At 40.4% G+C, this 15,144-nt stretch carries 16 protein-coding genes; 11 read left to right on the top strand and 5 right to left on the bottom strand.

The window, feature by feature from the left end:
* Window positions 1-29: 29 nt before the first annotated feature.
* Window positions 30-758, top strand: a complete 729-nt coding sequence (locus BLS64_RS10495) for a rhomboid family intramembrane serine protease (RefSeq protein WP_093113483.1) — start codon at window positions 30-32, stop codon at window positions 756-758.
* 33 nt (window positions 759-791) lie between these two features.
* On the opposite strand, the gene rlmB is transcribed toward BLS64_RS10495, so the two are convergent.
* The 5 genes from rlmB to BLS64_RS10470 form a co-directional block, all read right to left on the bottom strand.
* On the bottom strand, window positions 792-1,526 hold the full coding sequence (gene rlmB, locus BLS64_RS10490; protein WP_093113482.1) for a 23S rRNA (guanosine(2251)-2'-O)-methyltransferase RlmB: 735 nt from the start codon (window positions 1,524-1,526) through the stop codon (window positions 792-794).
* 86 nt (window positions 1,527-1,612) lie between these two features.
* Complete coding sequence (locus BLS64_RS10485) at window positions 1,613-2,272, bottom strand: hypothetical protein (protein ID WP_093113481.1); 660 nt, start codon at window positions 2,270-2,272, stop codon at window positions 1,613-1,615.
* A 65-nt stretch (window positions 2,273-2,337) separates the two neighbouring features.
* Entirely contained in the window at window positions 2,338-2,931 is a 594-nt protein-coding gene (locus BLS64_RS10480) for a hypothetical protein (RefSeq protein ID WP_143019302.1), read from the bottom strand.
* Between the two features lie 583 nt (window positions 2,932-3,514).
* Complete coding sequence (locus BLS64_RS10475) at window positions 3,515-4,933, bottom strand: SusD/RagB family nutrient-binding outer membrane lipoprotein (protein WP_093113479.1); 1,419 nt, start codon at window positions 4,931-4,933, stop codon at window positions 3,515-3,517.
* Window positions 4,934-4,944: 11 nt separating this feature from the next.
* Window positions 4,945-8,199, bottom strand: coding sequence for a SusC/RagA family TonB-linked outer membrane protein (locus BLS64_RS10470; protein WP_093113478.1), 3,255 nt, complete (start codon window positions 8,197-8,199; stop codon window positions 4,945-4,947).
* A gap of 406 nt (window positions 8,200-8,605) precedes the next feature.
* Here BLS64_RS10470 and rpsL point away from each other — a divergent pair, with 406 nt between their 5' ends.
* The 10 genes from rpsL (at window position 8,606) to rplV (ending at window position 15,137) form a co-directional block, all read left to right on the top strand.
* Window positions 8,606-8,980, top strand: a complete 375-nt coding sequence (gene rpsL / locus BLS64_RS10465; protein WP_010230128.1) for a 30S ribosomal protein S12 — start codon at window positions 8,606-8,608, stop codon at window positions 8,978-8,980.
* A 23-nt stretch (window positions 8,981-9,003) separates the two neighbouring features.
* Window positions 9,004-9,480 (top strand): 30S ribosomal protein S7, encoded by a 477-nt coding sequence (gene rpsG, locus BLS64_RS10460; RefSeq protein WP_093113477.1) that lies wholly within the window; start codon window positions 9,004-9,006, stop codon window positions 9,478-9,480.
* 3 nt (window positions 9,481-9,483) lie between these two features.
* Entirely contained in the window at window positions 9,484-11,592 is a 2,109-nt protein-coding gene (gene fusA, locus BLS64_RS10455) for an elongation factor G (RefSeq protein WP_093113476.1), read from the top strand.
* Window positions 11,593-11,603: 11 nt separating this feature from the next.
* Entirely contained in the window at window positions 11,604-11,909 is a 306-nt protein-coding gene (gene rpsJ / locus BLS64_RS10450) for a 30S ribosomal protein S10 (RefSeq protein WP_010181931.1), read from the top strand.
* Between the two features lie 153 nt (window positions 11,910-12,062).
* Window positions 12,063-12,674, top strand: coding sequence for a 50S ribosomal protein L3 (rplC, locus tag BLS64_RS10445; protein ID WP_093113475.1), 612 nt, complete (start codon window positions 12,063-12,065; stop codon window positions 12,672-12,674).
* Window positions 12,674-13,303 (top strand): 50S ribosomal protein L4, encoded by a 630-nt coding sequence (gene rplD / locus BLS64_RS10440; protein WP_093113474.1) that lies wholly within the window; start codon window positions 12,674-12,676, stop codon window positions 13,301-13,303. The genes rplC and rplD overlap by 1 nt, the downstream gene beginning before the upstream one ends.
* A gap of 5 nt (window positions 13,304-13,308) precedes the next feature.
* Complete coding sequence (gene rplW, locus BLS64_RS10435; RefSeq protein WP_029037130.1) at window positions 13,309-13,599, top strand: 50S ribosomal protein L23; 291 nt, start codon at window positions 13,309-13,311, stop codon at window positions 13,597-13,599.
* Window positions 13,600-13,608: 9 nt separating this feature from the next.
* Window positions 13,609-14,436, top strand: a complete 828-nt coding sequence (rplB, locus tag BLS64_RS10430; RefSeq protein ID WP_093113473.1) for a 50S ribosomal protein L2 — start codon at window positions 13,609-13,611, stop codon at window positions 14,434-14,436.
* A 6-nt stretch (window positions 14,437-14,442) separates the two neighbouring features.
* Entirely contained in the window at window positions 14,443-14,721 is a 279-nt protein-coding gene (gene rpsS, locus BLS64_RS10425) for a 30S ribosomal protein S19 (RefSeq protein ID WP_029037132.1), read from the top strand.
* Between the two features lie 8 nt (window positions 14,722-14,729).
* Window positions 14,730-15,137, top strand: coding sequence for a 50S ribosomal protein L22 (gene rplV / locus BLS64_RS10420; protein WP_093113472.1), 408 nt, complete (start codon window positions 14,730-14,732; stop codon window positions 15,135-15,137).
* The last annotated feature ends 7 nt before the right edge of the window (window positions 15,138-15,144 follow it).

The following is a 15,144-nucleotide window of genomic DNA, read 5'->3' as shown; positions in this document are numbered from 1 at the left end:
AAATAAATAATTGAAAACAGGTTCATAGAGTGAAGCAAAGAGATCCATTTATATTTACCCCCGGCGTGCTGGGATATCCGTTAGCCTTTGTATTGATCATTTGGATCGTCTTTTGGGCAGAGATAAGGTTCGGGTGGGATTTTAATGATTACGGGGTCTATCCAAGAACTGTTGAGGGGTTGAGAGGAATCTTCATTTCACCTTTTGTTCATAGCGATATCAAGCACCTTTTTCATAATACCATTCCCCTTTTTGTGCTTTCTCTTTCTCTTTTTTATTTCTATAGAAAGCTTAGCTGGAAAATACTGGGCTACGGACTCCTTTTGACCGGATTACTCACCTGGGTGATCGGCAGGCCGGCGTTTCATATTGGCGCCAGCGGGATCATTTATATGCTTGCGGGATTTCTCTTCTTCAAAGGGATCTTTTCAAAGCATTATCGACTGGTGGCTCTCTCCCTTATTGTGGTTTTTCTTTACGGTGGCCTGTTATGGTATGTCGCTCCAATTGATCCTGAAATTTCGTGGGAAGGGCATTTATCGGGTCTTGTTACCGGGCTGCTTTTTGCCGTGATCTATAAGAAAGACATTGCCCGCCCTCCAAAGTATGAATGGGAGAGGGAATCATATAATGCTGAAAATGATCCGTTCATGAAACACTTTGATGAGAATGGAAACTTCATAGAACACCCCGAAGCAGAGGAGGAGAGCGAATATATTTATCACTTTAAAGAAACAAGAAAGGAAGATCCTACCTGATCCTCCTTTCTTAGTTTTCTATTTTTTCTTCGTCTACAGCCGTTGCCTTACCGCTTCATATAGAAAAGCTCCGCAAGCTACAGAAACATTCAATGAACCTATGCTTCCCTGCAAAGGTAATTTGGCTTTTTCATCCACTATTTTTAACACGGAAGGGGAGATGCCTTTGCCTTCATTGCCCATTACTAATGCCACTGGTTCTGACAGGTCTTTTGAGTAGATCAGGTCTTCTGTTTTTTCGGTAGCGGCAACCACTTTAATTCCGGAAGCCTGCATATAATAGATAGCATCCTTGATATGATCCACCTTTATGATGGGCACATTAAAAATAGCTCCGGCTGAGGTTTTTACTGTATCGGCTGTTATTGGCGCACCCCCTTTTTTCTGTACCACGATCCCGTTCACGCCACAGCATTCTGCGGTCCTTATTATAGCTCCAAAATTTCGAACATCATCGATCTGGTCCAGCAATAAAAACAAAGGAGCAGTTTCTTGTTCCTGCGCCTTTAATACCACCTCTTCCAGGTCTGCAAAGGCAACAGGAGAGATCTTTGCAACCACGCCCTGGTGGTTTCCTTTAGCCAGCCTGTTAAGCTTTTCTATGGGTACATAGGAGATATTGTATTCCCCACCGTGAAGATGTCGTTGGAGCTCCTGAAAAAGATGTCCGCTAAGCCCTTTTTGAATAAAGATCTTATCGATGGTCTTGTTGTTCTGGATGGCCTCAATTACAGCTCTTATTCCGAAGATGGTAGTAGTATCTGTCATGCTGCAAAGATAGAGTTATTATTGCTCTTTAATAACAGGGCATAAAAAAACCACCCCGAGAGGTGGTTTTCTGATTTTGGTGTTTGTTAGATTCCCGCCAACTCTACGGCTTCGATCAAGTTCTCTGTTCTTTTAATATTTCCTGGAATTTTCTTTATCTCATCTTTATTGAGATCCAGGAGTTTATAGATCTTTCTTTGTGATTTTGGAATTTCCATTAATTCACCAGTTGTTTTGTCCACCAAGAACAACTTATTATGTTTTGAAATTCTTTTTTTGAAAATTCCTAAAGCTTTTTTGTTGGGTACATCTTTAATTTTCAAATAGTGAACAGTTGCAAGATCAAATTTATTTCCAGTCGCTAATAGTTCTAGATAGTTTCTTGTCTCTTCCTCTTCACCATTACTGACCGGTTTAAAAAAATTTTGGCCATTCCAAATACTTACGATGTTTTCCTTTTTCAAATAATGGATTTCATTATCAATTTTCATTTCAAACTGATCTGTAAACAGGTTGTAATTGCAAACCAAATTTAAGGTTAGACCATCTTCCTTCAGATTAGTGTTGACAACACATTTTTTCCAGTCTTCAAAAAGGTACAGATCTCCTGTTACTTCATTGGTATATTCACTGTAGTATAGATTTTCAACATTATGATATTCCCTGGTGCTAAAGGCACCTATTGCTGTTTGGGCGAAAATGAAATTAGTGAAGAGAAGGAATGCTATTAAGCTGATATTTTTCATCTGATTGTCTTTAAAGTTTTGTGAATTGTGACGCCTTAAATGACTGCCAATGATCTTTGAAGCTTTTAACCTGCTAGTTCAACCGCCTTGATGAGGTTTTTTGTACGTTTAATATTTCCGTCTATCTCCTCTTTCTCTTGAGCACTAAGATCCAACAATTTGTAAATTTTCTTTTTTCTTCGTGGAACTTCAATTAGCGCTTGATTTTTCTGATCCAGAAAAAACATCTTATCTGTGGTTGAGATCTTTTTCTCATAAAGTCCTAAAGACCTTTTTGATTGTACATCTTTTATTTTAAGCTCGTATACATTAACAAGATCATATTTTTCACCGGTTCCCAGGATTTCCATATAGTTTCTTGCTTCCCCTTTTATCTCATCATCAATAGGAACAAAGATTCTGTTACCTTTGATAATTTCTACTACTGCTTCTTTTTTTAGGAAATATTTTTCACCGTCAATTTTCATTTCGAATTTGTCGGTATAAAGGTTGTAATTACAAGGTACTGTAAAATTAAGACCCTCTTCCTTTAAGTTAGTCCTGACTACACAATTTTGCCATTCATCAAAAAGGTACATTTTGCCACTGACATTATTGGAGTACTCGCTGGTGAAGACTTTATCGATCTTCTGCAAAGCGAAATCTTCGAGATTGTTCATAAACATATTACTCTTAGGTCCTAAATTCCGGTTTTGTGCTATAAGTGTAAACGGAAGCAATAGCATCAGGGTTAAAAAGTTTTTTTTCATCTTTCTATTAAATAAGTTAAAAATTAAATTGGATGTAGGGATTTTTTACTAAGCGAAACGTAATATAGTGAAAATACTGTAAATTAATGATAAGGTCATAAATATTTCATAGCATCTTTTATTATCCTTTATATTTTTTCTAATACTATCGGGGTTGATGATTATGAGAGATTATATTTTGCATTTCGAGATTTTTCTTCTCTATTAACCTTTTAGTCAAAATAAGACAAATGTCTTGTGATACTCGGCTCTTGGTGGGGATAGTTATTTACATAACTCTTCCTTTAGAATTCTTCAATGAGCATGTAGTAACTTCAAAGTATGGTGAAAGGGAAAATCTCTTCTTTTGAATTTATCCTGCTTACATAATTTTTCGCCGAATATGGTTGGCATGCGGATCAGAATCTTTCTCTTAATCATAATATAGAACTCGGATAAAAAAAAGCTACCGAATAATCGGTAGCTTTTTCCCAATGAATGAGATATAGACTAATTAGTTAACATCCCAAAAGATTGTGTTTGATTTAGTATCTCCCCCAATTGCAGAAGCGGCTGCTTCATATCCTTCTGGATTCAATGTAGCTTCTGAAACTGGATAAAGGAATCTGTTAGGAACATCTTCTAAGGTCATATCCTCAGGAGCATTGAATGGAAGTGATTCGAAAAGTCTCCAAACGGTCCATCCTTCAAAACCATTGTTGTAAAGAGCTATCCATTTTTGATAAGCTATTTTTTCAAGTTCAGTAGCTCCTGGAGTTTCACTCCATGCAGTTGCTGCATAAGCTGCTGCTTCTGCTGGATCACCTCCCCATTCCAAAATGGAAAGTTCAACACCTTCTTCGAAAAATTCTTGAGCAGTTCCTCCTACGGCGTAACCTCTGGCTGCAGCTTCTGCAAGCAAGAAGTGAATTTCGGCAGCTGTAATGATGTTTCCGGGTAAGGTAGGATCATATAGCATTTCTCCTGGTAGAGAGAAGCTGGAAGGTGAATTGGCGGTTCCATAAACACCTCCAATATATTGACCATCTACAGGTTGGAAATAGGCTTCCAGTCTTGGATCATCAAGTGCTTGTAGTTCATCTACTAAAGTATTGGCACCAACAAAATCTGTACGTCCACTTTGTACCAACGAAACCCATACAGGGTTGGTGTTTGGAGCACCTCCCAGGTATTGAATACCAAAGTTCTCAGAATTGTCAGTTATTAATGGTGCATTGGCAGCTTCTTCTGCAGTAGCTTGAGCCACAGATGGGTTTACATCTACAAGGCGCATAGCCAATCTTAATCTTAAAGAATTGGCTGCTTTTTGCCACAAAGCAACATTTCCATCATAAACAGGATCCTGTGAAGCTTCAAAACCACCCTGTCCAGGGTTCATTTGCGTGATCGCAGCATCTAAACGGCTAAGAAGATCTGCATATATAGTCGCAGCATCATCGTAAGCAGGAGATGGGTTTGTTGGATCTAATGCCTCAGTATAAGGAACATCTCCAAAAGTATCTACCAATACAGAATAAGCATAAACTTCCATGAATTCTATAATGGCGAGCTTATTCTGAAGGTTCTCAGGATTTTCGGCAGCTTCAAGGCTTTCTCTTGCACCTTTTAGGTCCTGTAGAACATCACGATAAATTGTGTTCCAAATGTTACCACCAATATTTCTGGTGACCTGGTTGTACTGGCTCTCATCAGGATAAGTTGTTTGAGCCCAATACTGAGAGTAGAGACGGAAAACGTTGAAATTTACACTCGCTGATTGCATCAGGTCAAAGAAATTTCTAGTCGCATTCGTGAAAAGTCCACTCGCCGGTACTTCCGTAGGATTTTTCTGGTCAATGTTCAAGCCTTCATCAACTTCACACGAGGTGAGGAGAATGCTAAAACAAAATATAGTTAAGAATGTCTTTTTCATTTTGTTTAAAATTAAAATTCGAATTGTACGTTAAGACCAATAGTCTTCAGAGTTGGGTAAGAACCTGATAGATATCCCTGAGCATTACCTGCACCTAATCCAGATTCTGGATCGGCGAAAGGTACATTCTTATCAATGATCCAAAGGTTTCTTCCTATCAAGGAAACATTACCTGCTGTAATCATATCTCCAAACCACTGCTTAACTGGCATCTTATAGGTTAATGCAAGTTCTCTTAATTTTACGTAAGAGGCGTCATATACGTTGATCTGGTTAGGGTTTCTGCTTGAGTTACCCCAGTAGTAAGCACCACCGTAGAAATCTGCTCTGGCTCTGGTAGTGTTTGGTTGCCCATCTTCAGTAACACCTTCATTTAAGATTCCTCCACCTTCAGAAACTGGATCCCTAACAGGGTTTCCTAATTCGTTAAGTCCTCCGGTATAATCTGGTAAACCAGTTCCTTGTCCGTAATGTAAGTCAAGAGAGAATACATCACCACCTTGCTGCACATCAATAAGGAAACTTAAAGCCAGGTTTTTATAAGCTAATTTGTTAGAAATACCACCGTTCCAATCTGGGTTGGCATCTCCAATTACCTGATCTGAAACTGCTTTATAGTAACCGCTTGAGTTAACAACTCTTTGGCCGTTTAAGTACTCATAACCAGTACCTCTTAAGGTATTATATGGTTGACCTACCGTAGCGTTCAATGAAACTCCACCCTGGTAACTTGCTAAAACCAGGTTTTCCTGGTCTCCGTAAAGGTCAACAACAAGGTTCTCGTTTTTAGACCAGTTGAAATCAACAGTCCAGGTGAAATCATCGTTAGTTACAGGTACTAAGTGTAATCTCGCTTCAACCCCTTTGTTTTGAAGTTCACCGGCATTTACCCAACGCCTAGAGAAACCTGTTGCGGTAGAAAGGGAAACGGGCATTAACTGGTTTTCTGTGTTTTTCTTGTACCAGGTTAGATCAAGTCCTACTCTGTTATTCCACATTCTTGTCTCTAAACCAACTTCGATCTCTTTTGTTCTTTCAGGAACAAGATCTTGATTCTGTTTTGTTCCTGGGAATGAAAATAATGCAGATGAACCAAAGTTATTAAGGATGTTGTAGGTGTCATAAACGTTATTAGCAGGAAGGTCATTACCTACCTCTGCATAACCAGCTCTCAATTTACCAAAACTGAACCAGTTTGAATCGAATAGATTTGAGAATATCAAACTTGAACTAACCGCGAAATATCCATAACCGTTCTCATCTGGAGGTAAAGCTGAAGAAACATCATATCTATAAGTTCCATCAAGATAGGCAGTGTTTTGATAACCCAAAGAAGCTTGACCATAATAACCAACTACCTCTTTTTCCTGAAGTACTTCTACCGGTTTTGGATTCGTGTTTACAGAGTTGCTCAGAGCAAAAATTCCTGGAGCAATTAATCCTCCAGCTGTAGACTGGTGATAGTAACTGTAGGTCTCTCTTCTTAAGTTAATACCTGCAACACCTGCTAAGCTTACGTCTTCTCCAAAATCCTTATCGATATTGGCCATAAGGTCATAGTTGTATTCAGTGAAATCTACATCTTTACGGTCGTACCCAGAAGATTCTGTGTCTCTAAGGACTCCGAATGGAGCACCTACAGAACCGATAGCTCTTCTTTCTTCTCTCAATTCTTTATATGTGTCAACTGCACCTTTAGCAGTAACATCTAACCAATCTGTTACAGTGTATGTAGCAAAAAGGTTTCCGTAGAAACGATTTCTCCTATCTGTCTGGAAGTTCTTATATCGGGTCCAGTAAGGGTTGTCCCAGTAATGTGGCTGAAGGTAAGAACCTCCCATACCACCTTCGTGGTTCCAGGAAACGTTTTGACCGGTTTGTTCAAAGATCTCTCTCTGAGAATCCATGTCCACATTTACCTGCCACCATTGTCTAAATTGAGACATTAGGTTGTCGCTATAACCTGTAGAGTTTCTACCTTTAGTTCTTTGAACGATAAAGTTAGCCGAAGCCCCTGCTTTTAAATTATCAGTAACCTGGATATCACCGTTTAAGTTAAAGGAGTTTTTATTCAGGTTGGAGTTAGGAAGCATACCGGTTTGGTCAAAATTAGTATATCCTAACCTGTAAGTCATTTTTTCGGAACCTCCGGAAACAGCAACTGAATTGTTGAACTGATAGGAAGTTTCAAAAAAGTCAGCAGGAGTAGTTTCTCCCGGAAGATAAGGAGTGGCCTGAAGGTAATTAGCATGATCAGGAACAAAGGCATCCCATTGATAAACCATTCTACCATCAAGTGGCGCACCATAAGAGGCGTCATCATAAGTAGGTACAACATCATCAATAGTTCCGTCTCCATTTACATCAAACCTCTCAAAGTAGCCATCAAAATTTGGCGCTCCATAATAGGGACCATATCCTGCACCATAACCATCCTGATATTCAAGGAAAGTTGATCTGTCTATTTCTCCAACTGTTACACCAGAGCTTACAGTTACTTTTGCTACACCTCTTTGACCTGATTTGGTGGTAATGATCACCACCCCGTTTGCTCCTCGTGAACCGTAGATTGCAGAAGCGGCAGCACCTTTAAGTACGTTGATAGAGGCAACATCCTCAGGGTTAATGTCAGAAGCAGCGTTACCATAGTCATAACCGGTACTACCACCTCTCTGAGCATCTGTGTTGTTGATTGCGTTGGAAATTGGAATACCGTCAATTACAAATAACGGCTGGTTGTTCCCGGTAAGGGAGCTTACTCCACGGATAAGGAAGTTGGCAGATCCACCAAAGTTGTTGTTTGCTTTGATCTGTACCCCACTTACTTTACCGGATAGGTTGTTGATCACGTTGTCAGTCTTAACCGTAGAAACTTCTTCTCCGGCAACTTCCTGAGTCGCATAACCAATCGAGCGTTTTTCCCTTGAGATACCCAGAGCTGTTACCACCACCTCTTCAAGTTGTGCGGTATCGGGCTCTAAAACCACATCTATAGTATCCACGTTCGCTACCGTGTATTCTCTGGTCTGCATACCAAGGAAAGAAAAAACAAGCACCTCTCCGGCACTTGCCTGGATGGAGTAGTTTCCATCAAAATCTGTTTGCACCCCTCGGGTAGTCCCCTGGACGAGTACATTAACCCCGGGTAAAGGCATACCGCTGTCGTCGGTCACCGTCCCGGAAATTGTCCGTTGTTCTTGTGCAAACGTAATTTGCACTACTAACGCCAGTAATAGCGTTAGAATTCCACTAAACTTTGCTTTCATTTTTAAAGATTTGTTTGAATTAGCCAGTGCCAAAAATGATAATTAAATGTTAACCAAGCAACTTTTTTCCCCGAAAACTTTCGTTTCAGCTGACTTATGCGTGGAAATTTAGCTTTTCGTTAACTTTTTAGGTTGTTGATTGGGATTTTAATATCGCGTAAAACTTCTAATCGCATCGCTTTTAGGAGTTTGAGGGATATTTTATATGATAAGGATCAGTTTTTCCTTTTTCTTGAAAAAAATCTTAAAGGGGAAACATCAATAAAAAACATAGAATTGTTTGGGGAAATTAAACCCTTCTGAAAATTAATTATTTAAGATTTGAATAATTAAGTTTTATTTTTACCTTTGCAGACCTTTTGAAAAAAGGGAATTTTATAAAACAATAATTAGTGTAAAAGAAATTATGCCAACAATTTCACAATTAGTACGAAAAGGAAGAGCCAAGATTACCAAGAAGAGTAAATCGGCTGCTTTGGATTCGTGCCCTCAAAGACGAGGTGTTTGTACGCGTGTTTACACAACTACTCCTAAGAAACCAAACTCTGCAATGCGTAAAGTTGCAAGGGTGAGGTTGACCAATGGAAAAGAAGTGAACGCATACATCCCTGGTGAGGGTCACAACCTTCAAGAGCACTCGATAGTATTGGTTAGAGGCGGAAGAGTTAAAGATTTGCCTGGAGTTAGGTATCATATCGTTCGTGGGGCGCTTGACACAGCTGGTGTTGAGGGTAGAACACAGCGTAGATCCAAGTATGGTGCAAAACGCCCTAAGAAGTAATTAAAAAACTTTAATGTAAAGAAATGAGAAAAAGACAGGCGAAAAAAAGGCCACTTTTACCAGATCCAAAATTTAACGATCAGTTAGTAACGCGTTTTGTTAACATGATGATGTGGGATGGTAAAAAATCTGTTGCCTTTAAAGTATTCTATGATGCGATCGCTATCGTAGAGGAGAAAAAGCAAGACGAAGAAAAAACTGCCCTGGAATTGTGGAAAGATGCCCTTTCTAATGTTATGCCTCACGTAGAAGTGCGTAGCCGTAGAGTAGGGGGTGCTACTTTTCAGATCCCAATGCAAATAAGACCAGATCGTAAAGTTTCAACTGCAATGAAGTGGTTGATTAGCTATGCGAGAAAGCGTAATGAGAAATCAATGGCGCAGAAGTTGGCTGCTGAGGTTTTAGCTGCAGCTAAAGAAGAAGGTGCGGCTGTGAAGAAAAGAGTTGATACTCACAAAATGGCTGAGGCGAACAAAGCATTCTCACACTTTAGATTCTAAGACATGGCACAAAGAGATTTAAAATTTACAAGAAATATAGGAATTGCCGCGCATATTGATGCCGGTAAAACGACGACGACAGAACGAATTTTATTCTACACCGGGATCAGCCACAAGATTGGTGAGGTTCACGATGGTGCTGCAACCATGGACTGGATGGAGCAGGAGCAGGAGCGTGGTATTACCATTACTTCTGCTGCTACGCACTGTAAGTGGAACTACCGCGATCAGGAATTCACAGTAAATATTATCGATACCCCGGGTCACGTTGACTTCACCGTAGAGGTGGAGCGTTCTTTGCGTGTACTTGATGGTATGGTTGCGCTATTTAGTGCGGTTGATGGTGTTGAGCCTCAATCTGAAACTGTTTGGAGACAAGCGGATAAATACCGTGTTCCAAGACTTGGGTTCGTAAATAAAATGGACCGTCAGGGTGCTGACTTCTTTAACGTGTGTAACCAGGTTAAAGAAATGCTTGGAGGTAATCCTGTGCCATTGCAGATCCCTATCGGGGAAGAGATCGACTTCAAAGGAGTTGTTGATCTTATCTCTAAGAAGGCGATCGTTTGGAATGAAGAGGATTATGGGATGACCTATGAGACCATCGACATTCCTGCGGAACTTGAAGATGATGTAAATGAGTACAGAGCTAAGTTGGTAGAGGCAGTTGCTGAATACGATGAGGCTCTTATGGAGAAGTTCTTTGAGGATGAGAACTCTATAACTGAAGATGAGATCATCGCTGCTCTTAGGGCTGCTACAATAGATATGTCTATTATTCCAATGATGTGTGGATCTGCCTTTAAAAACAAAGGTGTTCAGGCAATGTTGGATGCTGTGATGAGATATCTTCCATCTCCAATTGATGTTGAAGCTATTGAAGGAACTAATCCAGATACCGGTGCTGAAGAAAAGCGTAAGCCGAACGTGGATTCTCCGTTCTCAGCTTTAGCATTTAAGATCGCTACCGATCCATTCGTAGGTCGTTTGGCTTTCTTTAGAGTTTACTCCGGAACACTTGACGCAGGTTCTTATGTGTTGAACAACCGTTCCGGTAAAAAAGAGCGTATTTCACGTATCTACCAGATGCACGCTAACAAGCAGCAGCCAATCGACAAGATCGAGGCTGGAGATATTGGTGCAGCTGTTGGATTTAAAGATATTAAGACAGGGGATACTCTTACAGATGAGAAGCACCCTATCATTCTTGAATCAATGTCTTTCCCTGACCCGGTAATCGGTATCTCTGTTGAGCCTAAAACTAAGGCTGACGTTGATAAAATGGGTATGGCTTTGGCAAAACTTGCCGAAGAGGATCCAACTTTCCAGGTTAAGACAGATGAGGCTTCAGGACAAACTATCATCTCAGGAATGGGAGAGCTTCACCTGGAGATCCTTGTTGATCGTTTGAAAAGAGAATTTAAAGTTGAAGTTAACCAGGGGCAACCTCAGGTTGAGTACAAGGAAGCTGTTACCAGGTCTGCAGATCACAGAGAGGTTTACAAGAAACAATCTGGTGGTCGTGGTAAATTTGGTGATATCGTCTTCACTTTAGGACCAGCCGACGAAGATTTCAAAGGACCCGGACTTCAGTTCGTGGATGAGATCAAAGGTGGTCGTATTCCTAAAGAATTCATTCCTTCAGTTGAAAAAGGTTTCAAAGAAGCTATGAAGAACGGACCTCTTGCAGGTTTCCAGATGGATACTTTGAAAGTTGTACTTACTGACGGATCTTTCCACCCTGTGGATTCTGATCAGCTTTCATTCGAATTGGCAGCAAAACTTGGATACAAAGAAGCGGCTAAAAAAGCCGGTGCTGTGATCCTTGAGCCAATCATGAAAGTAGAAGTAGTTACTCCTGAAGAGAACATGGGTGATATAGTAGGTGACTTGAACAGACGTCGTGGACAGGTGAACAACATGAGCGACAGATCTGGAGCAAAAGTTATCAAAGCTGAAGTGCCGCTTTCTGAAATGTTTGGTTACGTGACTACCTTGCGTACCCTTTCTTCCGGACGTGCAACTTCTACTATGGAATTCTCTCACTATGCTGAAACTCCTTCTAACGTTTCAGAAGAAGTAATTAAAGCAGCAAAAGGAGCTAACGATTAATTATCAGGAACATGAGTCAAAAAATCAGAATAAAACTAAAATCTTACGATCATAACCTGGTAGACAAATCTGCCGAAAAGATCGTAAAAACCGTAAAAAGTACGGGTGCTGTAGTAACCGGACCAATTCCGTTGCCAACACACAAAAAGATCTTTACTGTATTGCGTTCTCCTCACGTGAACAAAAAGTCGAGAGAACAATTTCAGCTTAGCTCTTACAAGAGATTGCTGGATATCTACAGTTCATCTTCAAAAACGATCGATGCTCTTATGAAGCTTGAATTGCCAAGTGGAGTAGAGGTGGAGATCAAAGTGTGATGATGCACCTGGCCCCGAACAGGTTTCGTGGCCACTAACATGTCCCGAGCAGTTGGCAAGGGAAAAACGGCGAAAAATACATTCAGGATTGGAAGTGTTTTTCAATCCTGAATATTTTTAAATAAATAAATTTTTAATAACTAATAATTAATTATGTCTGGGTTAATAGGAAAAAAGATTGGCATGACCAGCATTTTTGACGAGAACGGAAAGAACATTCCTTGTACCGTTATTGAAGCAGGTCCATGTGTGATTACCCAAGTCAGAACCAAAGAGGTTGACGGGTACGAAGCTCTTCAGCTTGGTTTCGATGACAAAAAGACTGCTAATAAGGCTGCCGAAGGGCACGCTAAAAAAGCCGGAGCCGCAGCAATGCGCAAAGTCGTTGAATTCAAGGGATTTGAAGGAGAGCACAAATTAGGTGATACCATTACCGTTGAGCATTTTACTGAAGGCGAATTCGTTGACGTTTCCGGTGTTTCAAAAGGTAAAGGTTTTCAAGGTGTTGTAAAGCGTCACGGCTTTGGTGGGGTTGGACAGTCAACTCACGGTCAGCACAACAGATTAAGAGCTCCTGGTTCTATTGGTGCTGCGTCTTATCCTGCGAGAGTATTCAAAGGAATGCGTATGGCCGGAAGAATGGGTGGCGATAAAGTAAAAGTAGAAAACCTAAGAGTTTTGAAAGTGGTAGCCGATAAGAACCTGCTTGTAGTTAAAGGAGCAGTTCCAGGTCACAAGAACTCTTACGTAATCATTCAGAAGTAATGGAAGTAGCAGTTTTAGATATTAAAGGAAAAGAAACAGGGAGAAAGGCAAACCTTTCTGATGCTGTTTTTGCAATAGAGCCTAATAACCATGCTGTTTATCTTGATGTAAAGCAATACCTGGCCAACCAGCGTCAGGGAACGCACAAGGCAAAAGAACGTGCTGAGATCGCAGGTTCTACCCGTAAGATCAAGAAACAAAAAGGTACTGGTACTGCCCGTGCGGGAAGTATCAAATCTCCTATTTTCAAAGGAGGAGGAAGAGTGTTCGGTCCAAGACCAAGAAACTACTCTTTCAAATTGAATAAGAACCTGAAAAGATTGGCCAGAAAATCTGCCCTTTCTATGAAGGCAAATGACAACTCTATTGTTGTTGTAGAAGATTTTTCTTTCGACACTCCTAAGACCAAAAATTTCATTGAAGTATTGAAAGCCTTGGGGTTAGACGGGAAAAAATCTTTGATAGTGTTGGGTGACTCGAATAAAAACGTATATTTGTCGTCACGCAATTTAAAGGCCTCTGAAGTTGTAAGTGCCTCAGAATTAAGCACTTACAAAATATTAAACGCAAATAACATTGTGTTTTTAGAGGGGTCTCTAGAAGGAATTGAGTCGAATCTAAGTAAATAAGCATTATGAGTATCTTAATAAAACCTATTATTACAGAGAAAGCTACAGCCGATAGCGAACTTAACAATAAGTACGCTTTTGTAGTTGATAATAAGGCGAATAAGATTGAAATTAAAGACGCAGTTGAGTCTGCTTATGGTGTTTCAGTTACTAAAGTTCGTACTATAAATGTCCGCCCAGACAGAAAAACCCGTTACACAAAAACGGGAGTCGTTACTGGTAAAACCAGTGCTTACAAAAAAGCACTAGTACAGGTGGCGGAAGGTGAAACTATTGATTTGTATAGTAATCTTTAAGATTAAAAAATGTCAGTTAGAAAATTAAAACCAATCACTCCTGGTCAGCGATTTAGAGTAGTAAACGGATTTGACGCGATTACTACTGATAAGCCGGAGAAGAGTTTATTAGCTCCGAACAAAAGATCAGGTGGTAGAAACAGTCAAGGAAAAATGACCATGCGCTATATTGGTGGGGGTCATAAAAAGCGTTACAGGATCATCGATTTTAAAAGAGACAAGCAGGGTATTCCTGCAACTGTCGCTTCTATTGAGTACGATCCAAACAGAACTGCTTTTATCGCGCTATTGAATTATCAGGATGGCGAGAAACGATATATTATTGCTCAGAATGGACTTCAGGTTGGGCAAAATGTAGTATCTACTGCCGAGGCAGGTGCTCCTGAAATAGGGAACGCTATGCCATTGGCAAATATTCCATTAGGTACTATCATCTCTTGTATCGAGTTGAGACCAGGTCAGGGAGCTGTTATGGCTCGTTCTGCAGGGGCTTTTGCTCAGTTAATGGCAAGAGAGGGAAAATACGCTACCATCAAATTACCTTCAGGAGAGATCAGAAGGGTATTGGCGAGCTGTGTGGCAACTATTGGTGCTGTGTCTAACAGTGACCACCAGTTGTTAGTATCAGGTAAAGCTGGTAGAAAGAGATGGTTGGGTAGAAGACCAAGAACTAGACCGGTTGTGATGAACCCAGTAGATCACCCAATGGGTGGTGGGGAAGGCCGTGCATCTGGTGGTCACCCAAGATCTAGAAAGGGACTTCCTGCTAAAGGATTCAGAACCCGTTCTAAGACGAAGGCGAGTAATAAATATATTGTAGAACGTAGAAAGAAATAATAAGATATGGCACGTTCATTAAAAAAAGGACCTTACGTTCACTATAAACTGGAGCAGAAAGTTGCTCAGAACACAGAATCTGGGAAGAAAGCGGTTATTAAGACCTGGTCAAGGGCTTCTATGATCACTCCTGATTTTGTTGGGCAAACAATTGCTGTTCATAACGGACGTCAATTTGTACCGGTTTACATTACCGAGAACATGGTAGGTCACAAATTAGGTGAATTTTCACCAACAAGATCTTTTAGAGGTCATGCTGGTGCTAAAAATAAAGGTAAAAAATAATTGAAGCTATGGGAGTTCGTAAAAGAGAAAGAGCAGAGCAAATAAAAGAAGCTAATAAGCAAATAGCTTTTGCCAAGTTGAATAACTGCCCTACTTCGCCAAGAAAAATGCGTCTGGTTGCAGATCTTGTTCGTGGTGAAAAAGTAGAAAGAGCGCTTCAAATTTTGAAATTCAGCCAGAAAGAGGCGTCTAACCGTTTAGAGAAGCTTTTGCTTTCGGCCATTGCCAACTGGCAGGCTAAGAACGAAGACGCAAGTATCGAAGATGCTGAGTTGTTCGTAAAAGAGATCCGTGTGGATGGTGGAAGTATGTTGAAGAGACTTCGTCCTGCCCCACAAGGTCGCGCACACAGAATTAGAAAACGTTCCAACCACGTTACTTTGGTGCTTGGAGCTAACAATAATACACAAAGCTAAGTAAGAG

The organism is Salinimicrobium catena (assembly GCF_900102915.1).
GTDB lineage: Bacteria > Bacteroidota > Bacteroidia > Flavobacteriales > Flavobacteriaceae > Salinimicrobium > Salinimicrobium catena.
The sequence above is the reverse complement of the archived record's forward strand: the minus strand, read 5'-3'. Positions and strand labels throughout refer to the sequence as shown.

What these genes read in the sequence shown, in the direction of transcription:
- rplD (WP_093113474.1), top strand. Translation starts at nt 12,674, where the DNA reads ATGGAAGTAGCAGTTTTAGATATTAAAGGAAAAGAAACAGGGAGAAAG.
- rpsJ (WP_010181931.1), top strand. Translation starts at nt 11,604, where the DNA reads ATGAGTCAAAAAATCAGAATAAAACTAAAATCTTACGATCATAACCTG.
- rpsS (WP_029037132.1), top strand. Translation starts at nt 14,443, where the DNA reads ATGGCACGTTCATTAAAAAAAGGACCTTACGTTCACTATAAACTGGAG.
- rpsG (WP_093113477.1), top strand. Translation starts at nt 9,004, where the DNA reads ATGAGAAAAAGACAGGCGAAAAAAAGGCCACTTTTACCAGATCCAAAA.
- rplW (WP_029037130.1), top strand. Translation starts at nt 13,309, where the DNA reads ATGAGTATCTTAATAAAACCTATTATTACAGAGAAAGCTACAGCCGAT.
- BLS64_RS10475 (WP_093113479.1), bottom strand. Translation starts at nt 4,933, where the DNA reads ATGAAAAAGACATTCTTAACTATATTTTGTTTTAGCATTCTCCTCACC.
- rpsL (WP_010230128.1), top strand. Translation starts at nt 8,606, where the DNA reads ATGCCAACAATTTCACAATTAGTACGAAAAGGAAGAGCCAAGATTACC.
- BLS64_RS10480 (WP_143019302.1), bottom strand. Translation starts at nt 2,931, where the DNA reads ATGAACAATCTCGAAGATTTCGCTTTGCAGAAGATCGATAAAGTCTTC.
- BLS64_RS10470 (WP_093113478.1), bottom strand. Translation starts at nt 8,199, where the DNA reads ATGAAAGCAAAGTTTAGTGGAATTCTAACGCTATTACTGGCGTTAGTA.
- rplC (WP_093113475.1), top strand. Translation starts at nt 12,063, where the DNA reads ATGTCTGGGTTAATAGGAAAAAAGATTGGCATGACCAGCATTTTTGAC.
- BLS64_RS10485 (WP_093113481.1), bottom strand. Translation starts at nt 2,272, where the DNA reads ATGAAAAATATCAGCTTAATAGCATTCCTTCTCTTCACTAATTTCATT.
- rplB (WP_093113473.1), top strand. Translation starts at nt 13,609, where the DNA reads ATGTCAGTTAGAAAATTAAAACCAATCACTCCTGGTCAGCGATTTAGA.
- rlmB (WP_093113482.1), bottom strand. Translation starts at nt 1,526, where the DNA reads ATGACAGATACTACTACCATCTTCGGAATAAGAGCTGTAATTGAGGCC.
- rplV (WP_093113472.1), top strand. Translation starts at nt 14,730, where the DNA reads ATGGGAGTTCGTAAAAGAGAAAGAGCAGAGCAAATAAAAGAAGCTAAT.
- fusA (WP_093113476.1), top strand. Translation starts at nt 9,484, where the DNA reads ATGGCACAAAGAGATTTAAAATTTACAAGAAATATAGGAATTGCCGCG.